Here is a 21,814-nt window from a genome sequence, read left to right on the forward strand (position 1 = left end):
GAATCCGGCCGAAGTATACGTTGGATTGACGCTGTTCTGACGGCGTCCCCGGCGACCGACCGGTTTTACGCGATAACGGTTGTGGGACGGATGCAACATCGGCCCTCGTTGCGCAGCGAGCGCGCATCGCCGGCACGGACGCCCAAGCGGCATTGCCTGGGGGAGCGCTACAATCGCACGATGGACACGACCCTCACGCATGCTTCGGCGACCCCGGCGGCCAGCCCGCTCCCCGACCCCTCTGCCGCCGACGCGCCGCGCGGCCCCGACGGCGGCGCCGCGCTCTACCGGGCGCGCCGCGAACGCGTGCTCGCCGCAATGCGCGCGCGCGGCGGCGGCATTGCGATCGTGCCCACGGCGCCCGAAGCGCTGCGCAACCGCGACGCCGACTACCCGTATCGCCACGACAGCTACTTTTATTACCTGACCGGCTTCACGGAGCCGGAAGCGCTGCTCGTGCTCGACGCAAGTGCGAACGACAACCAGCCTTCGTCCATCCTGTTCTGTCGCGCAAAGAATGCCGAGCGCGAGACGTGGGAAGGCTTCCGCTTCGGTCCGGAAGCGGCGCGCGAGGCCTTTGGCCTGGACGCCGCGTTCGCCTGCGACGAACTCGATACCCGCATACCGCAGCTCATCGCCAACCGGCCGGCGCTGCATTACGCGCTGGCCGCCTCGGAGCGCTTCGACGCGCAGGTGCGAGGCTGGACCGACACCGTGCGCGCGCTGGGACGCAGCGGCATCACGGCGCCGGCCGCGGCGTACGACTTGCTGCCGCTGCTCGACGATATGCGCGTGATCAAGGACGCCCACGAACTCGACACGATGCGCCGGGCGGCGAAAATCTCGGCGCTCGCGCATCGTCGCGCGATGGCCGCGTGCCGCCCCGGCATACGCGAGTACGAACTCGAAGCCGAGCTGCTCTATACGTTCCGCAAGCACGGCGCGCAAGGGCCGGCCTACGGCTCGATCGTCGCGGCCGGCGCCAACGCGTGCGTGCTGCACTACCCGGCCGGCAACGCGGTGGCGCGCGAAGGCGACCTGATCCTGATCGATGCGGCGTGCGAACTGAACGGCTATGCCTCCGACATCACGCGCACGTTCCCGGCCAGCGGCCGCTACACGAGCGCGCAGCGCGAACTGTACGACATCGTGCTCGCGGCGCAGCAGGCGGCCATCGACGCAACGCGCCCGGGCGTGCACTTCGAGGCGCCGCACGATGCGGCCGTGCGCGTGCTGGCGCAAGGGCTTCTCGACACCGGCATCGTGGACCGCCAGAAGTTCGCAAGCGTGGACGACGTGATCGCCGGGCGCGCCTATGCGCGCTTCTACATGCACCGCACGGGCCACTGGCTCGGCATGGACGTGCACGATGCGGGCGATTACCGCGAGCGCGGCCCGCAGAACGGCGCGCACATGGCGCCGGCCGGCGACGCCGCGCCGCCGTGGCGTACGCTGCACCCCGGCATGACGCTCACGGTCGAACCGGGCCTGTACGTGCGCGCGGCCGAAGACGTGCCCGAGCGCTACTGGGACATCGGCATCCGCATCGAGGACGACGCGATCGTGACCGGGACGGGCTGCGAACTGATCACGCGCGACGTGCCGGTCGAGGCCGCCGAAATCGAGGCGTTGATGCAACAAGCGCAGGAAGCGCGCGGGCACGCCTGACCTCCCGGCGCCCGACGAGCAAGAACGAACCCGAAGAATCACCATGAACGCAGCTTCCGAGACCTTCGCGGCCACGCCGGCGGACACCGCCGTCCCGCCGTTCGACTATGACGTGACCATCGTCGGCGCCGGGCCTGTAGGCATGGCGCTCGCCGGCTGGCTCGCGCGGCGCAGCGCAACCGCCGCGCTGTCGATCGCGCTGATCGACGCGCGCGAGCCCGAGGACAGCAGCGGCGACCCGCGCGCCATCGCCGTCTCGCAGGGCAGCCGCACGCTGCTCGAAGCGCTCGCCTGGCCGCACGACGCCACCGCCATCGAACGCATTCACGTCTCGCAGCGCGGCCACTTCGGCCGCACGCTGATCGACCGCCGCGACTACCACTTGCCCGCACTCGGCTATGTCGCGCGCTACGGCTCGATCGTGCAGTCGCTCGCACAAGGCGTGCGCCGCACCCCCGTGCATTGGCTGCATCGGACTCACGCGCTCGATCCCGTCGTCGAGCACGACGGCGTGACGCTGCCTGTCGTCAGCGCGGGCGCCGAGCGCCGGCTGCGCACGCGCATCCTCGTGAATGCAGAGGGAGGACTCTACCGTCCGCCTTCGGACCGGGCCGCGCACGGCGATCCCGACGCCGGCGCGAACGCCGCGAAGGAAGCCGCCGCACGCGCCAACGGCGAAACGAAGCACACGCGCGACTACGGCCAGACAGCGCTGGTCGGCGTGGTGACGGTGTCGGCACCGCAGCCGCACGTCGCCTGGGAACGCTTCACGAACGAAGGCCCGATTGCACTCCTGCCGATGGGCGGCGTGCGCGGGGCGGACTACGCGCTCGTCTGGTGCTGCTCGCCCGACGAAGGCACGCGGCGCGCGCAGCTTTCCGACGCCGACTTCCTCGCGGAACTCGACGTCGCCTTCGGCTCGCGCATGGGCCGCTTCACGCAGATCCACGGACGCGCGGCGTTCCCGCTCGGCCTTTCGGCGCTCGATGCGCTCGTGATCGGCCACGGCCGCATCGCGGCGGTGGGCAACGCCGCGCAGACGCTGCATCCGGTGGCGGGCCAGGGGCTCAACCTGGGCCTGCGCGACGCGCATGCGCTCGCCGACTCGCTCGCCCAGCACGGCGCGACGCCGCTCGCGCTCGGCGACTTCGCGGGCCGCCGGGCCTTCGACCGGCGCATGACGATAGGTGCGACGGACACGCTCGCCCGGCTCTTCACCGTAGACGTCGCGCCGCTCGCCACGCTGCGCGGGCTCGCGCTCACGGCGCTCGAATTCGTGCCGCCCGTCAAGAAGGCGCTCGCCCGGCAGATGATGTTCGGGCAGCGGACCTGAAACGCGCCTGCGCAGTCCGTGTTCACGCACAAACGCCTCGCGTTACAGGGTCGAATCGCTTTTCAATAAATTCGCGGCGATGTCGTTATAAGAGCGGTGCAACGGCGCTTCGCGGCAAGGTTTCAGCACCGCGCAGCGCGACCGCGCATCTCGCTTACGCTAAAATACGCGTTTCCCCTTTTTCCAGCCATCGCTGCGCCGGCGTTTCCGAGATTTTCGGGACGCATCGCGGCGGCGGTGTTTTCCGGGCGTCATGCTTACCATCGGCCGTCACATCCTGCGCAACAACCTGTTCGTCGCCCCCATGGCGGGCGTCACGGACCGGCCGTTCCGCCAGCTGTGCAAACGGCTCGGCGCGGGCTATGCGGTTTCGGAAATGGTGGCGTCGAACGCCCAGCTCTGGAAGAGCGAAAAGACCCAGCGCCGCGCGAATCACGCGGGCGAGGTCGAACCGATCGCCGTGCAGATCGCCGGCGCCGATCCGGCGATGATGGCCGAAGCCGCGCGCTACAACGTCGCGAACGGCGCCCAGATCATCGACATCAACATGGGCTGCCCGGCCAAGAAGGTGTGCAATGTGGCGGCGGGTTCTGCGCTGCTGCAGAACGAGCCGCTCGTCGCGCGCATCGTCAAGGCCGTGGTGGATGCCGTGGGCACGGGGCCCGACGCGGTGCCCGTCACGCTCAAGATCCGCACGGGCTGGGACCGCCAGAATCGCAACGCTCTGACGGTCGCGCGCATCGCAGAGGACTGCGGCATATCGATGCTGACCGTGCACGGCCGCACGCGCGCGGATCTCTATCACGGCGAAGCGGAGTACGAAACGATTGCCGCGGTGAAAGCCGCCGCGCGCATTCCGGTGGTCGCCAACGGCGACATCGCCACGCCGCAGAAGGCACGCGACGTGCTCGCCTGCACCGGTGCCGACGCCATCATGATCGGCCGCGCGGCGCAGGGCCGGCCGTGGCTCTTTCGGGAGATCGAACATTTCATCGCTACCGGCGAGCTGCTGCCGCCGCCGCGCGTCGATGAAATCCAGTCGATCATGAACGAGCACCTCGAAGACCACTACGCGTTTTATGGCGAATTTACGGGTGTGCGTACTGCGCGCAAGCATATCGGCTGGTACACTCGCGGCCTTTGCGGCGCCAATACGTTCCGGCACCGCATGAATACGCTGGACACCACACGCGAACAGCTCCTCGCCGTCAACCAGTTCTTCGACGAACAAAAAGCGCGCTCGGAACGCCTCCTCTACGAGGACGAAGGCAACCAGAGCGGCCAGGACGGCGCAGGCGAAACAACCGATCGACTGGCAGCATGAGCAAGCACAACATCGAACAATGCGTCCGCGAGAGTCTGGGCATCTACTTCCAGGATCTCGACGGCTCCAACCCGCACGACGTTTATGAAATGGTGATTTCGATCGTCGAAAAACCGATGCTCGAGGTGGTACTCGAGCAGGCCGGCGGCAACCAGTCGCTGGCCGCCGAGTATCTCGGCATCAACCGCAACACGCTGCGCAAGAAGCTTCAGCAGCACGGCCTGCTGTAGGGCCGGCTTTCAAGCCTCTGGCGCGGCCTCCTCGATCTCTTCGGCTCCCTTCCCCATCATGATCCAGCAAGCGCTCATCTCCGTTTCCGACAAGTCGGGCATCGTCGACTTCGCGAAATCGCTCTCCTCGCTCGGCGTCAAGCTCCTCTCGACCGGCGGCACCGCGAAACTGCTCGCGGACGCGGGCCTTCCCGTCACCGAAGTGGCCGACTACACCGGCTTTCCGGAAATGCTCGATGGGCGCGTGAAAACGCTGCATCCGAAGGTGCACGGCGGCATTCTCGCGCGCCGCGACCTGCCCGAGCACATGGCCGCGCTCGAGAAGCACGACATCCCCACCATCGACCTGCTGGTGGTGAACCTGTACCCGTTCGTGCAGACCGTCGCGAAGGACGAGTGCACGCTGGAAGACGCGATCGAGAACATCGACATCGGCGGCCCGACCATGCTGCGCTCGGCGGCGAAGAACCATCGCGACGTGACCGTGATCGTCGACCCGGCCGACTACGCGACCGTGCTCGAAGAAATGCGCGCGAACGGCAACAGCGTGAGCTACGGCACGAACTTCCGCCTCGCGACCAAGGTGTTTGCGCATACGGCGCAGTACGACGGTGCGATCACAAACTACCTCACGAGCCTCACCGGCGAGCTCGAACACAAGTCGCGCAACACCTACCCGGCCGTGCTGAACCTCGCCTTCGACAAGGTACAGGACCTGCGCTACGGCGAGAACCCGCATCAAACCGCCGCGTTCTACCGCGACCTGGCTACGCCCGCCGGCGCGCTGGCGAACTACACGCAACTGCAGGGCAAGGAACTCTCGTACAACAACATCGCCGACTCGGACGCGGCGTGGGAATGCGTGAAGACCTTCGACGCGCCCGCCTGCGTGATCATCAAGCACGCGAATCCGTGCGGCGTGGCCGTGGGCAAGGACGCGCACGAGGCCTACTCGAAGGCGTTCCAGACCGACCCGACCTCGGCGTTCGGCGGCATCATCGCGTTCAACCGCGAAGTGGACGAAGCCGCGGCGCAGGCCGTGTCGAAGCAGTTCGTCGAAGTGTTGATCGCGCCGTCGTTCTCGGCGGCCGCGAAGGGCGTGTTCTCCGCCAAGCAGAACGTGCGTCTGCTAGAGATCGCTCTGGGCGAAGGCCATAACGCCTTCGATCTGAAGCGCGTGGGCGGCGGCCTGCTCGTGCAATCGCTCGATTCGAAGAACGTGCAGCCGCACGAACTGCGCGTGGTGACGAAGCGCCACCCCACTCCGAAGGAAATGGACGACCTGCTGTTCGCCTGGCGCGTCGCGAAGTTCGTGAAGTCCAACGCCATTGTGTTCTGCGCGAACGGCATGACGATGGGCGTGGGCGCGGGCCAGATGAGCCGCGTGGACTCGGCGCGCATCGCCAGCATCAAGGCCGAAAACGCGGGCCTCAAGCTCGCCGGCACGGCCGTGGCGTCGGACGCGTTCTTCCCGTTCCGCGACGGCCTCGACGTGGTGGTGAACGCGGGCGCGACCTGCGTGATCCAGCCGGGCGGCTCGATGCGCGACGACGAAGTGATCGCCGCCGCCGACGAGCACAACATCGCCATGGTGGTGACGGGCATCCGCCACTTCCGTCACTAAACGCTCGCGCACCGCGCGCCGCCTTCCGGTGGCGTGCAGGATGCTCGCCAAGGCCCGCCGGAGTGCATCCCGCGGGCCTTTTTGCTTGCCTCGCCCGCTCGCGGGCGGCGGCCCGTTCGTTGTAACATCGCAGGCATATCTGCTTTTCCGGCCTTTCATGAGAATCATCGGCATCGACCCAGGCTTGCGCGTGACCGGCTTCGGCGTGATCGAACGGCATGGCCATCAGCTCACGTACGTCGCGAGCGGCGTGATCCGCACCGGCGACGCCGACCTGCCCACGCGCCTCGGCACGATCTACGAAGGGGTCTCCACGCTGATCCGCCAGCACGCGCCCGACCAGGCCGCAATCGAAAAGGTGTTCGTCAACGTCAATCCGCAATCGACGCTGCTGCTCGGGCAGGCGCGCGGCGCGGCTATCTGCGGGCTCGTCTCGGGCGGGGTGCCGGTGGCCGAATACACGGCGCTGCAACTGAAGCAGGCGGTGGTGGGCTATGGCCGCGCCACCAAGGAGCAGATGCAGCAGATGGTGGTGCGCCTCTTGAGCCTCACGGGCATGCCCGGCACCGATGCCGCCGACGCGCTCGGCATGGCCATCTGTCACGCCCACGGCGGCGACACCCTCGCGGCGCTCGGCGGGCTCGCGCCCACGCTCGCGAAAAAGGGCATGCGGGTGCGGCGCGGGCGGCTGATCGGGTAATGCCCCTGGCCTTACGGCCAACGTCCGCCCTCGTCCGCTTTAGCCGCGCCGGCGGGCCCCGCGCTCCGCTACACTCACGCTTTACCTCCTCACTGAATCCGCCATGATCGGTCGCATCGCCGGCGTCCTGCTGGAAAAGAATCCGCCGCACCTGCTCGTCGACTGCAACGGTGTCGGTTACGAAATCGACGTGCCCATGAGCACGTTCTACAACCTGCCTGGCACCGGCGAGAAAGTCGTGCTGCTCACGCAGACGATCGTGCGCGAGGACGCCCATCTGCTCTACGGCTTCGGCACGCAGCAGGAGCGCGCAACGTTCCGCGAACTGCTCAAGATCAGCGGCATCGGCGCGCGCATGGCGCTCGCCGTGCTGTCGGGCATGAGCGTGCACGAGCTGTCCCAGGCTGTCACGCTGCAGGACGCCGCGCGTCTTACTCGCGTACCGGGCATCGGCAAGAAAACCGCCGAGCGCTTGCTGCTCGAACTCAAGGGCAAGCTTGGCGCCGATCTGGGCGCGATGGCCGCGGCCGCCTCGCCGTCCGACCACGCCAACGACATCCTCAACGCGCTGCTCGCGCTCGGCTATTCCGAGAAGGAAGCGCTCGCCGCCATCAAGAACGTGCCGGCCGGCACCGGCGTCTCCGAGGGCATCAAACTCTCGCTGAAGGTGCTGTCGAAGGCCTGACGCAGGCGCGTTCGAAGGCAAGCTCTGGCGGTTAGTTGCACTTGCAGCGTGCGGGCTGAAGCCGCCCCGCTCGCGCAAGCCTTGCGCGGTACAATCGCTGCATGATCGAAACCGACAAACTCGCCGCTAACCGCGCCAGCGCGGAACGCGTGATCGCCGCCACGCCGGCCTCGCCCAACGAGGAGGTGTTCGAGCGCGCGCTGCGTCCGCGCCAGCTCGACGAATACGTGGGCCAGGAGAAGGTGCGCGGCCAGCTCGAGATTTTCATCGAAGCCGCGAAGCGCCGCTCGGAGCCGCTCGATCACGTGCTGTTGTTCGGGCCACCGGGCCTCGGCAAGACCACGCTCGCGCACATCATCGCGCGCGAAATGGGGGTCAATCTGCGGCAGACCTCGGGACCGGTGCTGGAGCGTGCGGGCGATCTTGCGGCGCTGCTCACGAACCTCGAACCCAACGACGTGCTGTTCATCGACGAGATTCACCGGCTTTCGCCCGTCGTCGAGGAAATCCTGTATCCGGCGCTAGAGGATTACCAGATCGACATCATGATCGGCGAAGGTCCGGCCGCGCGCAGCGTGAAGCTCGATCTGCAGCCGTTCACGCTCGTGGGCGCAACCACGCGCGCAGGCATGCTCACGAACCCGCTGCGCGACCGCTTCGGCATTGTCTCGCGGCTCGAGTTCTACAACGCACAGGAACTCTCGCGCATCGTGCAGCGCTCGGCCTCGCTGCTCGGCGCGCACATTCATCCCGACGGCGCGCTCGAAATCGCGCGGCGCTCGCGCGGCACGCCGCGTATCGCCAACCGCTTGCTGCGACGCGTGCGCGACTACGCCGAAGTGAAGGCCGACGGCGCGATCACCGCCCCCGTCGCCGACGCCGCGCTCAAGATGCTCGACGTCGATCCCGTGGGCTTCGACCTCATGGACCGCAAGCTGCTCGAAGCGATCCTGCACAAGTTCGACGGCGGTCCGGTCGGTGTCGACAACCTCGCCGCCGCGATCGGCGAGGAACGCGACACGATCGAAGACGTGCTGGAGCCGTACCTGATCCAGCAGGGCTACCTGCAGCGCACGCCGCGCGGCCGCGTGGCGACGATGCTGACCTACCGGCATTTCGGGCTTGCCGCGCCGGACTCGGCGGCTTCAGGCGGCCTCTGGGACCCAAACGCGTCCTGATATCCCGATAAGCGCCGGGCCGCTACGCGAGCACACACGATGTCCGAGCAACACGCAGGCCGCCGCCACGACGCCCCCGAGCCAACCGGGCTCGCCGCGCTACTCAAGCAACGCGTGCGCATGGCGCTGGCCGACAGCGTCACGCATCTGACCACGGGCAGCGGCCCGAAGCTCGATTACTCTTCGCCGCCCGGCGACCCCGGTCTCTTCGGCCCCGAAGCCGTTTGCTGGACCGTGCATGCCGACTTCGCCTCGATGATGGCGGGCGGCATCAGCGCGCTGCTGCTGCAGGCGCTGCACCCCCTGGCGCTGGCGGGCGTATGGGATCACTCGACGTTTCGCAGCGATATCCTCGGGCGCCTGCGCCGCACGGCGACCTTCATCGCGGGCACGACCTACGGCAGCCGCGCCGACGCGCTCGCGCTGATCGAGCGGGTGAAAACGATTCACGAGGGCGTGACCGGCACTGCGCCCGACGGGCGCCCTTATCGCGCGAGCGATCCGGCGCTGCTCACGTGGGTCCATGTCGCGGAGGTTTCGAGCTTTCTCGCGGCACATCTGCGTTATGTGAACCCCTCGCTGCCCGGCGCCGCCCAGGACCAGTACTACGCGGAGACCTCGACCATCGCGCGGCTCCTGGGCGCGACCGACGTGCCGGCTTCGCGCGCCGAGGTCGAGGCTTACCTGCAGTCCATGCAAGCGGAACTCGTTGCGAGCGAACGCACGCGCGAGGTCGTGCGCGTGCTGATGAACGTGCCCGCTCCGCGCCCAGCCATGCGCCCCGCAGGTGCGCTGATGCGTCACGCCGGCATCGACCTGCTGCCGCCGTTCGCGCTGCGGCTGCTCGGCTTCGACAGCTTCGCGCGCGTGCGCCGCGCGATCGTGCAGCCGGGCATGCGCACGGTCGCGCCCGTGCTGCGCTGGGCGCTCGTCAACGGTGTATCGAAACGCGCGCGGCGGCGCGCGGCGGCGCAGCCGCGCTGACACAGCGGATACGCAACCGGCAAAAAAAACGGCCAGCCCGCGAATGCCGGCTGGCCGCTGCTTCGTGCACGCCCCCAACGGTGAGGAGCGCGCAGCGCGCATTACGTCTTACATCTTCACCACGTCGAGCAGCGTCTTCTTGCCCGCCTTGTAGTCGTACAGCGAGATCACGCCGTGCTTGAGGTCGCCCTTCGAATCGAAGGTCGTCTCGCCGATCACGCCCTTGTAGTCGGTGGTCGGGATTTCGGCCAGGATCTTCGCCGGATCGGTCGAGTTCGCACGCTTCATCGCGTCGACGACGATATACACGGCGTCATACGTGAACGGCGCATCGAATTCGATCGGATGGCCAAAGCGCTTCTCGTACTTCGCCGCGAATGCCGCGCCGCCGTTCATGCGCTCCACCGCCATGCCGGCCTGCGAGCACACGATGTTGTCGGCGGCCGGACCCGCGAGCTGCGCGAGGCTTTCCGTGCAGACTCCGTCGCCTGCGAGAATCTTCGCGCGCAGGCCGAGCTGCTTCGCCTGCTTCGCGAACGGTCCGCCGGTGGCGTCCATGCCGCCGTACATGATCGCGTCGGGATTCTCGCCCTTGATCTTCGTGAGAATCGCGCGGAAATCGACGGCCTTGTCATTGGTAGCGTCGTGCGACAACACCTTCAGGCCGAGCGACTTCGCGGTCTTCTCGAACTCGTTCGCGAGACCCTGACCGTAAGCCGTCGAATCGTCGACGACCGCGACGCTCTTCACGTTCAGCGTCTTCGCCGCGTAGTTCGCGAGCGCCGGGCCCTGCTGGGCGTCGGTCGCGACAACGCGATAGGTCGTCTTGAAACCCTGCTGCGTGTAAGCGGGGTTCGTGGAAGACGGCGAGATCTGCACGATGCCCGCGTCGCTGTAGATCTTCGACGCCGGGATCGACGCGCCCGAGTTCAGATGGCCGATCACGGCCACGACCTTGTCGTCCACCAGCTTCTGCGCGACCTGGGTTGCCTGGCGCGGGTCGGCCGCGTCGTCCTGGCCGTCGAGCTGCAGCGTGATCTTCTGGCCGCCGATCACGAGGCCCTTCGCGTTGATTTCCTCGATGGCGAGGCGCGCGCCGTTCTCGTTGTCCTTGCCGAGGTGAGCCGAGCCACCCGTGAGCGGACCGACGTGGCCGATCTTGACGATTTCGTCGGCCGAGGCGTTGGCGGACATCGCTGCGAACGCAACGACTGCAGCGCTGACCGCCAGCATGTGAAGCTTGAACGTCATTCGAATCTCCTGCTTGTTTTCCGGGAATTACCTTTCGTCTACGGCCTTGGCCCACGCAGGCGCGACACGCGCGCGTCCTCTTCAACGCGCGGCCGGTCTCGAGCGCCGCGGAAATACCGCGCGCCGCCCCAATGGCCGGCGCGGCGCAAAGGTCAGAGGAATGGTAACAGCCAGCCCGCTATCCGGGATAGCAATGAGAAAGGGAGCGTAAGAAGCAAGTAAGAGGGGTTGACGGCGCGGCGAAAATCGGTCCCGCGCGCCGTCATCGGCAATGCGTGTCAGCGGCCGGGTTCGGCCGTGCGCTTGAAACCGTCGTCGGCGCTCACACCGCCCAGATGCGTGACGTCGCCCCACTCCACGACACGGGCCTGCGTGACGTAGCCGTCGCTCTCGAAATCGACGAGGTTCATGCTCGTATTGAGGAGCGGCCAGTTGCGCGGCTCATCGAGCGCGAGGCCCTTGGCGAAGCGGTAAACGCAGTCGAGCACGCCGCCGTGCGTGACCACGGCGATACGGCCGTCGGGATGCATCGTGATCAGCGGCTCCAGCGCATGCAGTACGCGGTGATAGAACGCGCGCTGCGATTCCCCCTCGGGCGGCGTAAAGCCGGGATCGCGTGTTTGCCAATGGGCATATTCGTCCGGAAAACGCTCGGCGATCTCGTCGCTGTCATGTCCCTGGAACGCACCGTAATGGCGCTCGCGCAGGCCCGGCGCAAGCTGCACCGGCACATGCAGGGCCTCGGCCGCCGGTCGCGCCGTCTGTTGCGCGCGCAACAGGTCGCTGGACCAGATCGCATCGAGACGCGAACCTGCCTGCGCCGCCGCGGCGAGACGGCGCCCGAGTTGTTGCGCCTGCTCCATGCCACTTTCGGCCAGCGGAATGTCGATATGGCCCTGGATGCGCTTGATGCGGTTCCAGGCGGTTTCGCCGTGGCGGATGAAGAGGATTTGCGTAGTCATGGGGCGGCGCGAAGTCTCACGAGAAATCAGTTGCGCACCTGCAGCCAGAACGTGACCGGCCCGTCATTGACGAGCGACACCTGCATGTCTGCGCCAAACTCGCCGGTCTCGACGAGAGGGTGCTTCGCGCGCGCCGCCGTGACGAAGTAATCGAAGAGCCGGCGGCCCTCGTCGGGCGGCGCAGCGGGCGTGAAACTCGGGCGCAGGCCACTGTTGGTGTCGGCGGCCAGCGTGAACTGCGAAACGAGCAGGAGGCCGCCCGCCGCGCCGCTGCCATCGATATTCTGCACGGGCAGGTTCATCTTTCCCGCCGCGTCGCTGAACACGCGATAGCCCAGCAGTTTCGCGAGCAGCTTGTCCGCGTTGGCGTCGGTATCGCCGCGCTCGGCGCAAACGAGCGCGAGCAGCCCCTGGCCAATCGCGCCGGTCACCCGATCGTCCACGCGCACTTCGGCGCGACGCACGCGCTGAATCAGGGCGATCATCGTGCGCGCTCCCTTTGCGGCGGGAGCTGCGAAAAGCAGCAGCGCGCACTGCCGACCCAACGAGCGTGCGACGCCATCACGCCGTGAGCGTCACACGCGCGAAGCGGCGCTTGCCGACCTGCACGACAAAGTCGCCGGCCTCGATTTTCAGGCCCTTGTCGGACACGGTCGCGCCGTCGATCTTCACGCCACCCTGCTCGATGTTGCGCAGCGCCTCGCTCGTGGACGGCACGAGACCGGCCTGCTTGAGCAACTGGCCGATCGCGAGCGGCGCGCCGGTGAGCGTGACCGCGGGAATGTCTTCCGGCACACCGCCTTTGGCGCGGTGATTGAAGTCTTCGAGCGCGTGCTCGGCGTCCACCTGCGAATGAAAGCGTGCGACGATTTCCTGGGCGAGCAGCACCTTGAAGTCGCGCGGATTGCGTCCTGCCTCGGCTTCCTTCCGGAAGCCCTCGATTTCGGCCATCGGACGGAACGACAGGAGCTCGAAGTAACGCCACATCAGCACGTCGGAGATGCTCATCAGCTTGCCGAACATGTCGTTGGGCTTCTCGCTGATGCCGATGTAGTTGTTCTTCGACTTCGACATCTTCTCGACGCCGTCGAGACCTTCCAGCAGTGGCATCGTGAGTATGCACTGCTGCTCCTGGCCATACTGCTTCTGCAGCTCGCGGCCGACGAGCAGGTTGAACTTCTGGTCCGTGCCGCCGAGCTCGAGGTCCGCGTTCAGCGCGACCGAGTCGTAGCCCTGCATCAGCGGGTAGAGGAATTCGTGAATCGAGATCGGCACGCCGCCCTGGAAGCGCCTGGTGAAGTCCTCGCGCTCAAGAATACGCGCGACCGTATAGCGCGACGCGAGCTTGATCATGCCGTCTGCGCCGAGCGGCATCGACCATTCGCTGTTGTAGCGGATCTCGGTCTTCTCGCGGTCGAGCACGAGCGCGGCCTGCTCGAAGTACGTCCTGGCGTTCGATTCGATCTGCTCGCGCGTGAGCGGCGGGCGCGTGGCGTTACGGCCCGACGGGTCGCCGATCAACGACGTGAAGTCGCCGATCAGGAAGATCACGGTGTGGCCGAGATCCTGAAGCTGGCGCATCTTGTTGAGCACGACCGTGTGGCCGATGTGGATGTCGGGCGCGGTGGGGTCGAGGCCGAGCTTGATACGCAGGGGCTTGCCCGTTGCGGCGCTCTTCGCGAGCTTCTGCTGGAATTCTTCTTCGATCAGCAGTTCGTCCACGCCACGCTTCGTGACGGCGAGCGCGTGACGAACTTCGTCGGTGACCGGGAAGGCGCTGGGTGCGCTGCTGGATTGGGTGGGCTCGGTGCTCATGCTTCGATCATAAAGTTCGGTTTAGTCCGCGATTTTACGTGATTCGACCCGCCGCACCGAAGTTTGCCGACCCGCGACGGCGCAAACCGGCTTGCTCACGAACGGGCCACGGCGCGTTCTACCCGCGGCGCACCGCGCGAGCGCGCCTGCCAGAGGTCGTACGCCGCCTGCTGGGCGAGCCACAAATCGGCTCGGCCGCCGTTTTCCTCGCCAAGCCACGCTTCGAGCCTCAGCGCCATTTCGGGAGAAATGCCGGCGCGGCCATTCAGCACGCGCGAGAGCGCGGCGCGCGTGACGCCAAGCTGGACGGCGGCCTCGGTCACGGTGAGACCCAGTTCGGGAAGAATGTCGTCCCGCAACGTTTCTCCGGGATGGGGCGGGTTGTGCATGCGTATCATGTCGCTCATCTTCGAGGTGCCTCAGTGATAGTCATGGTAGTCGACCAGTACGGCATCGCTCCCTTCGAAAGCGAAGATGAGCCGCCAGTTGCCGTTCACCCTGACCGCGTAATGGGTGGCAAGCACGCCGTCGAGCCGGTGGCAGCGCCAGCCCGGCACGTTCATGTCCTGCGGCGATTCGGCGGCGTCGAGCCGGGCCAGTTGGCGTGCGAGACGCGGCACGTGATCGGGCCGGATGCCTGCCTTGTTGCCGGTGAAGAAGAACGCCTTCAGCCCTTTGTGTTTCCACGACTTGATCATGTTTCCCCAAACGAAGCCAATCCAGCATGGGTTGCTCTTCGCCGAGGTCGATGTCCTTCTTCGCCTGCATGTATAGCGTATAGTATCACTATACGATCAGTGCGGGCTACAGTCAATCGGGCTTACGGCCCTGGTTTGACCTGACTCAACCCTCAGCGTCGCGCGCGGATGCGCGCTGAAAAGCAGGGTCACACAGGCTCCGAGGGGCGCCAATTAGCCGTTCGGCTTACGGATTGACGTCATTGCACCGATAATCTGCGGCAGGACAAATCGTTCGCACTCACGGGAGGGGCACGACGTGGCACCACGCGACGCACAAACGGATAGCGGCACCGCTGCCGACGGTGTGTATTTCGGCCTGATGTCGGGTACGAGCATGGACGGCGTGGATGGCATCGCCGTGCGCTTCGGGAAAGGGCAACGGCCGGTCGTGCTGGCCGAGGCGTTCGTCGGTTTCGCGCAGGGTCTGCGGGAGGCGCTCTTCGCCTTGCAGCAGCCCGGCGAAAACGAGATCGAACGCGCAGCGCTGGCGGGGAATGCGCTCGCGGCACGCTACGCGGTGTGCTGTCACGAACTGCTACGCGCGGGCAATCTTTCGCCGGAAGAGGTCCGTGCGATCGGTGCTCACGGACAAACGGTCCGGCATCGGCCCGAAATGGGCTACACGGTGCAGATCCAGAATCCGGCGCTGCTGGCCGAACTCGCGCACATCGACGTGATCGCCGACTTCCGCAGTCGCGACGTTGCCTCGGGCGGCCAGGGCGCGCCGCTCGTGCCCGCATTTCATGCAATGGTGTTCGGCTCGAAGGACGAAACGCGTGTCGTCTGCAATCTGGGGGGCATCAGCAACATCACGATCCTGTGGAACACGGGCGCCGTGCGCGGCTTCGACTGCGGGCCCGCGAACGCGCTGCTCGACCTCTGGGCCGAGCGGCATCTCGGCAAGCCCTACGATGAAAACGGCCAGTTCGCAGCGAGCGGCACGCCACATCAGCCACTCCTGAACGCCCTCCTCGACGAGCCGTTTTTCGAGCAGCCGCCGCCCAAGAGCACAGGACGCGATCTTTTCAACGCCAAATGGCTCGATGAAAAGCTCAAAGGCTTCGAATCGCTCTCCCCGGCCGACGTTCAGGCGACGCTAGTCGGCCTGACTGCCGTGAGCGTGGCCCGCGAGATCGAGCGCCACGCCTCGGACTGCCGCGCCGTCTATGTGTGCGGCGGCGGCGCGCGCAACCCCGTGTTGATGGCGGCGCTGCAAAAAGCGCTCGAAACGGGAGGCGTAAGCGGGGTGCCGGTCACCACGACCGACGCACTGGGCGTGCCGCCGCATCAGGTGGAACCGCTGGCTTTCGCGTGGCTCGCCATGCGCTGCGCGGCGCGCGAACCGGGCAATCTCCCCGCGGTGACCGGCGCCGCGGGTGACCGCGTACTGGGCGCGATCTATCCGCGCTGAGGCTACCAAATGCATTCAACGCAGATCGACACGAATGCCGGACTTGCCGAGAGCCGTGATGATTTGCTGCGCGTGAACGGTATCCTTGTACACACAGACCGTTTTCCCGGTGCGCTCGGCATTTTCCTGATCGTTGCATCGGTATAACGCCTTGAAATCCGGCATGATCTCAAGAAAGGAATACGGAGGATCCGTGGTTTCATACCTCCTGATGTACACGTCGGGTATGCCGAATGTGTTGTGGAGGTACGCGGATAACGCCGCGGGGTAGTTCGGTTTCGTCTTGTTTTGCGCGACGAATATGTCATTGAGGCCAATCGGGTCGAAAAACTTCTGCTGCGAGGCAGCAGCAAGCTTGCCTGCCTCGGGCGACGCAATGATAAGCCCATCAATGCCCCGTAGGTCATACCCGATCTTCGCGTAATCCGAATGATCGGATGCCAGAAACCGGGCTTCCTTCCTGCTGTCCGGAAAAATCGCGACATTGCCCAGCAGGATCAATATCACGACCATGCCGGTCACTATGGTGACATGCCGGTCCGACTTCGAAAACTTGCAGGCAAATTCGTAAAATTGCGGAACCGCGAACGAGAGGCCGATCAGCAGGGGCAATTGAAAGCGGTCCGCGATATCCATGATGGGCAGCACGGAGAAGAGATAAACGTAGTACGCCGCGCTCGCGATGTACATCGGGAAATATTTCCGGGAGCTGGAAATATCGAGGAACGCCGTGGCAATGAGGGCAAGAAGCACGAGCGGCAGGACATCACCCAAAAACGCGAGTTGCTGGTCCGCGATGTACTTATATTCGGATAGCGGCAAGCGAAACAGCAAAATATCCCCGATAGCGACCTTCAACGTGGCGGAGAGCGGGAGTGCTGTTCCGGTCAGTATTTTCGCGAGCGCCAGCGATGCCCCTGCGGCGGCCAGCGTTCCGAGCAGCAGACATAGCACTGCCTTGCCTTTTTGAGGCAGCGCGCCCGGAGAAAGGACGAACGCGCTGCAGAATAGTGCGACCGGGAAAAGGGGGAGATCCGGTCTGACCAGAAACGTGAATCCGGAGAACAGTCCCAGGCATAACGAACTGCCGCGCGCGCCATTGCAGAATCTCAGAAGATAAATGGAGAGCGCGGTAAAAAAGACCGTAATTGAGGTCTCAAGTCCGTTGGTGGAGCCCCGAATGAAGAGTGGGCTGGTTGCGATCGGGAGCAGTTGGAGGACGGCGACCCGCGGATTCCGTAACTTGAGATCGCCGCTTGCAGCGAGGTAAACAGCAAGGAGCGCGAGAATCGCAAAACCCAAACCGGCATAGGAGTCGATAGCGCCGACGCTGAATCGCGTCAGCCGTGCGAGTTCGCTGATAAGCGTAAGCCAGGCAATTCCGGTCGTCCCCTGCACCGTGCCGAAGTGCCGATTCCATTCGAACAGGTAGCCATCCACGCCATTCTGGACATAGCGTTGCATGATGTAGCTGTCTTCGAAGTCGGCCGGAAATGGCATAAAGAAACGGGTGATAACCACATAGGCCGCCAGAACGAGGAGAACGTACCTGTAGTGAGCTGTCTTCATGGCGCCTTCCCCCTCTGCTGTACCTGCGGAAATCCCGAGGCCACCGGGTCCCTGCTGATACCAGGACACCCGTGTGCGATGACGGCGAGTCTAGCGAGGCGTTCCTGGCAACTCTGTGCGTTGGGGCACGCGATATTGTTTTGGTGTGGCCGGATGGCACACCGGAAAGCGGAGTAGCCTGCCACTCCGTGGGTTGCGCAACGCGCGGTCACGCGGGGCGCCTGAAATCGCAGTTTGCTGCGCCCGTCAAAGCCCCTGGGCCATTCGTGGGCCAAGGAGAGCAGATCAAGAAACGGCCTTCCAACGAAAACGGCCCGAGCGCTCTTGCGCCCGGGCCGCCAAATCTAAAATCTTTTCGCTACGCCGTTCGATAGCGGGTACGGAGCCTTCACCGAACGGATCCAGGGCATCAAGCCCCGTTTCTTATGCCATGAGGCTGTCGCTCAGACCGAGAACGACGAGCCGCAACCGCAGGTCGTGGTGGCGTTCGGGTTCTTGATGACGAACTGCGCGCCGTTCAGATCGTCCTTGTAGTCGATCTCGGCGCCGACGAGGTACTGATAGCTCATCGAATCGATCAGCAACTGGACGCCGTTCTTGTTCATCACGGTGTCGTCTTCGTTGATCGTCTCGTCGAACGTGAATCCGTACTGGAAGCCCGAGCAGCCGCCGCCCTGCACGAACACGCGCAGCTTCAGCTCCGGATTGCCTTCCTCGTCGATCAGTTGCTTGACCTTGTCAGCCGCTGCTTCGGTGAAAACGAAGGGACCGGGCATTTCAGTCACGGGGGTCTCGGTGACAGCGTTCATGCGAACTCTCCAAATAAGCTTCTAGCCGCTATTGTAGGGCCGTTCCGAAGATCGTGCTTAAGCCCACAAAATCAAGGGTTTCTCGCCGATGTTCTGATCCAGATACAGCTAAAACGAAAAAACCGCCCGACGCATTCCTGCGCGAGGCGGTTTTTTGCAGCAGCCATGCACTTCCGCGAGGAGCGCACGGCCACGAAGCGCAAATACGCGATTAACGCTTCGAGAACTGCTTGCGGCGACGTGCCTTGTGGAAACCGACCTTCTTACGTTCCACTTCACGTGCGTCACGCGTAACGAAGCCAGCGTGCGACAGTGCCGGCTTGAGCGTTGCGTCGTAGTCCATCAGCGCGCGCGTGATGCCGTGGCGAACTGCGCCGGCCTGGCCGGTTTCGCCGCCGCCCGTCACGTTCACCTTGATGTCGAACGTCGTGCCGTGGTTCGTGAGTTCCAGCGGTTGACGCACGATCATCAGCGACGTTTCGCGCGAGAAGTAGTCGGCGATGGGCTTGCCGTTGACGATGATCTCGCCCTTGCCCGACTTGATGAAGACACGAGCGACGGCGCTCTTGCGGCGGCCCGTACCGTAATTCCAGTTACCGATCATGTGGGCTCCCCTTAGATCTCGAGCGCCTTCGGCTGTTGCGCCGAGTGCGGGTGCGTTGCGTCTGCGTAGACCTTCAGCTTCTTGATCATCGCGTAGCCGAGCGGGCCCTTCGGCAGCATGCCCTTCACGGCCTTCTCGAGCGCGCGGCCCGGGAAGCGTTCCTGCATCTTGCCGAACGTCGTTTCGTAGATACCGCCCGGGTAGCCCGAGTGACGGTAGTACTTCTTGTCGGTCGTCTTGTTGCCCGTGACCTTCAGCTTGCCGGCGTTGATGATGATGATGAAATCACCCGTGTCGACGTGCGGGGTGAACTCAGGCTTGTGCTTGCCGCGAAGACGGCGTGCCACTTCGCTGGCGACACGGCCGAGAACCTTATCCGTCGCGTCAATCACGTACCATTCGCGCTGCACTTCATGTGCCTTGGCGGAAAAAGTCTTCATGATCGATCCAAAAAATATGCTGTGCCCAGTTTCGGTCCTGCTTGTATGGTGACGCTCGTTGGCGCCGGCGCAGGCTCTCCCTGTTTCGGGTTTCCCCTTTCGGGTCTTCCCGTTTCCCTGCGGGCATGAATGCAGGAAACCTAGGATTATAAAGGGAAAATTGCAGCCGCGTCAAAATTTGATACGCGGCGCGCGGAAGACGAGGCTAAGGGAAGGGCGAAAAAAAGCCCGAACGCGTGGGTTCGGGCTTAATCCACCTTTTGGAGGAGGGTGGAGGAGACATGCTGAGGTGTCGTCGAGGACGACCACCAACGAGACAAATTATACGGATCGAGCTTGTGCGACGCAAGGAAAACTGCATTGCGAAATACAACACCATAATATGAAATCATGATGCACCTCAGCCCGGCCTTGCATTTCCTTTAAAATCAAAGAACTACAGAACGTCCAGCAGCCAGCCGAGCGGCATTGCTAGAGCAAAACCCCTATTTTGGTCAGGGATAACGACCTTGCCGTTCCGATGGCGCATCGCAACATTCAAGCAAGGCGCATAAGTTCGACCCGGTACGTCGCCCCCGGACATACCAGTAGAGGCGGGCTACAATGCGGGCTGAATCGAAGAACCCGTGGCAAAGGCACAGACATGGAATGCAAAGTTAGCTGGATGGGACAGGACGGCATGGCGTTCGCGGCCGAAACGGGCAGCGGTCACCTCGTCAACATGGACGGCGCGCCGGAAGGTGGCGGGCGCAATCTCGCGCCGCGTCCGATGGAAATGGTGCTGCTCGGCACGGGCGGCTGCACCGCCTACGATGTGGTCCTGATCCTGAAGAAAAGCCGTCAGGAAATCAGCGGCTGCAACGTGACGCTGAAGGCCGAGCGCGCCAGCGAAGACCCGAAGGTTTTCACGAAGATCCACTTCCATTTCACGGTGACGGGCAAGAACCTGAACCCGGCTACCGTCGAGCGCGCAATCAACCTGTCGCACGACAAGTACTGCTCGGCGTCGATCATGATCGGCAAGACGGCCGAGATCACGCACTCGTTCGAGATCGTCGCGGCCTGAGTTCGCCGGCGATCCGGCGCCCGCGCTTGCGGCGTTCGCGAGGAAAAAAACGAAAAAAGCCGGCGCGGTCACAAGGCCCACGCCGGCTTTTTTGCATCATGAGGTTGGCAAAGCAGGCCGATAAGCCGGATTCTGTGCACGCGGGACGCCTTGCGGCGCCCTGCGCGTGGCAGCCATTCCTCTAGGCGCGCCATTGCTGACGCGCTCAAGCTTCCTACCCGCTGACGTGACGGGGGCCCCGTCCTGCATCTCGAAGATGCTAGCCAGCCTACTTGGAATTGCTCCGGGTGGAGGTTGCCGTGCCGTCTACGTCACCGCAGACGCGGTGCGCTCTTACCGCACCGTTTCACCCTTACCTGATCCCGACCGAAATCGGGCCATCGGCGGTCTGTTCTCTGTTGCCCTGTTCCGCGTGTCGCCACGGATGGCCGTTAGCCATCACCCTGCCCTGTGGAGTCCGGACTTTCCTCGCCCCCGACGGCCGAAACCGCCGAAGCCGCGACTGCCTGGCCTGCTTTGCTGACCGCGATTTTACCATCCGCCGCGGGACGCGCCCGCCGCCCGGCGCGAAACACCGACGAATCGTCGTAAAACGAGGGGGTTCCGTTTTCGGGCCACCAGCCGGGTATTCCGAGCACGGGCAGCGGCGCGAACATCCGGCCGTTGAATTCGCTGTCTTCGAGGAGCGCACGGCTCACCGTTGCGTCGAGAAACGCGTCGCGGGCGGCGCGCGTGCACGAGAAGTAGTCGGCGGGCACGTCGACGATCCACGCATGCGCGGTGCACGCCTTGTACGGCGTGACGAGCTTTTCCAGCAGCGCGTGCCCGAAGCAGCGGACCTCGCAGCATTCGCCCCATGCGGCCCGGCTGTCGATAAAGAGCGCCTTCCAGTCGAACGATCGCAGTGCGGCGCCGAGCGCGGCATCGGCGCAGGCGAACAGCACGGCATTCTCGTCGAACACGGTCAGCGCGTCACGCGTGCCGCCGCGCGTGGGCCCAACGCCCAGCGCATCGACCAGCGCCGAGCCGCGTGCGCTCAACGCGGCCTTGATGCGCGGAAACTGAAACCAGCTGAGCGCATTGAAGAAGTCATGCAGATTGTGGCGCGTCGGCACCCGGCCGGTGGCCGCGATATGGGCCTCGTAAGCCGTATCGGGCGGAAGTTCGTCCTGCGGGATAAAGGCGAGGCGCTGCCCGCGCCCTGTCGTGACTTCGGCGGATGCGGCGTCTGCGTTCATCTCGCGCAACTGGTCGGCCGCGCTGCGCAGCGCGGCCTGCTGCCAGCGCACGCCGCGTTCTGCGACCTGCGCGAACCAGGGCCTCGTCCAGTCGATATCGGCAAAACCCGGCGCGGCGCGCTTCACCGCGCCGCCCGGCAAGTCCACTTCACATAACAAAGGCAACGAGCGCGACATCCCAAC

21 protein-coding genes, 1 other RNA gene and 1 pseudogene are annotated in these 21,814 nt (G+C 65.0%); 11 read left to right on the top strand and 12 right to left on the bottom strand.

Features of this window, described 5'->3' with window-relative positions; all coding sequences use genetic code 11:
* Positions 1–180: 180 nt before the first annotated feature.
* From WJ542_RS00940 to WJ542_RS00980, 9 genes are all read left to right on the top strand, one after another.
* A complete protein-coding gene (locus tag WJ542_RS00940) occupies positions 181–1,668 on the top strand; it encodes an aminopeptidase P N-terminal domain-containing protein (RefSeq protein WP_411187031.1) in 1,488 nt (495 codons plus the stop codon).
* 43 nt (positions 1,669–1,711) lie between these two features.
* The gene (locus WJ542_RS00945) at positions 1,712–3,001 is read left to right on the top strand and encodes a UbiH/UbiF/VisC/COQ6 family ubiquinone biosynthesis hydroxylase (RefSeq protein WP_411187033.1); all 1,290 of its coding nucleotides are present in this window, start codon (positions 1,712–1,714) and stop codon (positions 2,999–3,001) included.
* A 253-nt stretch (positions 3,002–3,254) separates the two neighbouring features.
* A complete protein-coding gene (dusB, locus tag WJ542_RS00950; protein WP_411187034.1) occupies positions 3,255–4,325 on the top strand; it encodes a tRNA dihydrouridine synthase DusB in 1,071 nt (356 codons plus the stop codon).
* The gene (locus WJ542_RS00955) at positions 4,322–4,555 is read left to right on the top strand and encodes a Fis family transcriptional regulator (RefSeq protein WP_027795824.1); all 234 of its coding nucleotides are present in this window, start codon (positions 4,322–4,324) and stop codon (positions 4,553–4,555) included. Before dusB ends, WJ542_RS00955 begins: the two co-directional genes overlap by 4 nt.
* Before the next feature lie 58 nt (positions 4,556–4,613).
* Complete coding sequence (purH, locus tag WJ542_RS00960) at positions 4,614–6,179, top strand: bifunctional phosphoribosylaminoimidazolecarboxamide formyltransferase/IMP cyclohydrolase (RefSeq protein WP_411187036.1); 1,566 nt, start codon at positions 4,614–4,616, stop codon at positions 6,177–6,179.
* 157 nt (positions 6,180–6,336) lie between these two features.
* Entirely contained in the window at positions 6,337–6,879 is a 543-nt protein-coding gene (gene ruvC, locus WJ542_RS00965) for a crossover junction endodeoxyribonuclease RuvC (RefSeq protein WP_411187038.1), read from the top strand.
* A 103-nt stretch (positions 6,880–6,982) separates the two neighbouring features.
* Positions 6,983–7,564 (top strand): Holliday junction branch migration protein RuvA, encoded by a 582-nt coding sequence (ruvA, locus tag WJ542_RS00970; RefSeq protein ID WP_027795827.1) that lies wholly within the window; start codon positions 6,983–6,985, stop codon positions 7,562–7,564.
* Between the two features lie 101 nt (positions 7,565–7,665).
* Positions 7,666–8,742, top strand: a complete 1,077-nt coding sequence (gene ruvB, locus WJ542_RS00975; RefSeq protein ID WP_411187040.1) for a Holliday junction branch migration DNA helicase RuvB — start codon at positions 7,666–7,668, stop codon at positions 8,740–8,742.
* A 39-nt stretch (positions 8,743–8,781) separates the two neighbouring features.
* Entirely contained in the window at positions 8,782–9,726 is a 945-nt protein-coding gene (locus WJ542_RS00980) for an oxygenase MpaB family protein (protein ID WP_411187042.1), read from the top strand.
* Between the two features lie 108 nt (positions 9,727–9,834).
* On the opposite strand, the gene WJ542_RS00985 is transcribed toward WJ542_RS00980, so the two are convergent.
* The 6 genes from WJ542_RS00985 to WJ542_RS01010 all read right to left on the bottom strand — a co-directional run bounded on the left by WJ542_RS00985 (position 9,835) and on the right by WJ542_RS01010 (position 14,452).
* On the bottom strand, positions 9,835–10,977 hold the full coding sequence (locus tag WJ542_RS00985; protein WP_411187043.1) for a branched-chain amino acid ABC transporter substrate-binding protein: 1,143 nt from the start codon (positions 10,975–10,977) through the stop codon (positions 9,835–9,837).
* Between the two features lie 278 nt (positions 10,978–11,255).
* The gene (locus WJ542_RS00990) at positions 11,256–11,939 is read right to left on the bottom strand and encodes a histidine phosphatase family protein (RefSeq protein ID WP_411187045.1); all 684 of its coding nucleotides are present in this window, start codon (positions 11,937–11,939) and stop codon (positions 11,256–11,258) included.
* A gap of 26 nt (positions 11,940–11,965) precedes the next feature.
* A complete protein-coding gene (gene dtd / locus WJ542_RS00995; RefSeq protein ID WP_411187047.1) occupies positions 11,966–12,424 on the bottom strand; it encodes a D-aminoacyl-tRNA deacylase in 459 nt (152 codons plus the stop codon).
* A gap of 76 nt (positions 12,425–12,500) precedes the next feature.
* Positions 12,501–13,754 carry a tyrosine--tRNA ligase gene (tyrS, locus tag WJ542_RS01000; RefSeq protein ID WP_411187048.1) on the bottom strand — a complete coding sequence of 418 codons (1,254 nt, stop codon included), beginning with the start codon at positions 13,752–13,754 and terminating at the stop codon, positions 12,501–12,503.
* Positions 13,755–13,849: 95 nt separating this feature from the next.
* Entirely contained in the window at positions 13,850–14,152 is a 303-nt protein-coding gene (locus WJ542_RS01005) for a HigA family addiction module antitoxin (RefSeq protein WP_411190444.1), read from the bottom strand.
* A 21-nt stretch (positions 14,153–14,173) separates the two neighbouring features.
* Positions 14,174–14,452 (bottom strand): type II toxin-antitoxin system RelE/ParE family toxin, encoded by a 279-nt coding sequence (locus WJ542_RS01010; RefSeq protein ID WP_411187050.1) that lies wholly within the window; start codon positions 14,450–14,452, stop codon positions 14,174–14,176.
* A gap of 298 nt (positions 14,453–14,750) precedes the next feature.
* Between WJ542_RS01010 and WJ542_RS01015 the strand changes: the two genes are divergently transcribed.
* Positions 14,751–15,905 (top strand): anhydro-N-acetylmuramic acid kinase, encoded by a 1,155-nt coding sequence (locus WJ542_RS01015; RefSeq protein ID WP_411187052.1) that lies wholly within the window; start codon positions 14,751–14,753, stop codon positions 15,903–15,905.
* 15 nt (positions 15,906–15,920) lie between these two features.
* On the opposite strand, the gene WJ542_RS01020 is transcribed toward WJ542_RS01015, so the two are convergent.
* From WJ542_RS01020 to rplM, 4 genes are all read right to left on the bottom strand, one after another.
* Positions 15,921–17,474 (bottom strand): hypothetical protein, encoded by a 1,554-nt coding sequence (locus tag WJ542_RS01020; protein WP_411187054.1) that lies wholly within the window; start codon positions 17,472–17,474, stop codon positions 15,921–15,923.
* A gap of 443 nt (positions 17,475–17,917) precedes the next feature.
* Entirely contained in the window at positions 17,918–18,283 is a 366-nt protein-coding gene (gene erpA / locus WJ542_RS01025; protein ID WP_411187056.1) for an iron-sulfur cluster insertion protein ErpA, read from the bottom strand.
* A gap of 211 nt (positions 18,284–18,494) precedes the next feature.
* Positions 18,495–18,887 carry a 30S ribosomal protein S9 gene (gene rpsI, locus WJ542_RS01030; protein ID WP_411187057.1) on the bottom strand — a complete coding sequence of 131 codons (393 nt, stop codon included), beginning with the start codon at positions 18,885–18,887 and terminating at the stop codon, positions 18,495–18,497.
* An 11-nt stretch (positions 18,888–18,898) separates the two neighbouring features.
* Positions 18,899–19,327, bottom strand: coding sequence for a 50S ribosomal protein L13 (gene rplM / locus WJ542_RS01035; protein WP_027795838.1), 429 nt, complete (start codon positions 19,325–19,327; stop codon positions 18,899–18,901).
* Between the two features lie 643 nt (positions 19,328–19,970).
* On the opposite strand from rplM, the gene WJ542_RS01040 reads away from it, so the two are divergent.
* Positions 19,971–20,393 (top strand): OsmC family protein, encoded by a 423-nt coding sequence (locus WJ542_RS01040; protein ID WP_411187059.1) that lies wholly within the window; start codon positions 19,971–19,973, stop codon positions 20,391–20,393.
* A gap of 105 nt (positions 20,394–20,498) precedes the next feature.
* On the opposite strand, the gene rnpB is transcribed toward WJ542_RS01040, so the two are convergent.
* Positions 20,499–20,911, bottom strand: an RNA gene (gene rnpB, locus WJ542_RS01045) — RNase P RNA component class A.
* Between the two features lie 99 nt (positions 20,912–21,010).
* Positions 21,011–21,808, bottom strand: a pseudogene (locus tag WJ542_RS01050) (DUF3025 domain-containing protein); the annotation flags it as partial.
* Between the last annotated feature and the right edge of the window lie 6 nt (positions 21,809–21,814).

It is taken from the genome of Paraburkholderia yinzeri, from assembly GCF_046581065.1.
Lineage (GTDB): Bacteria > Pseudomonadota > Gammaproteobacteria > Burkholderiales > Burkholderiaceae > Paraburkholderia.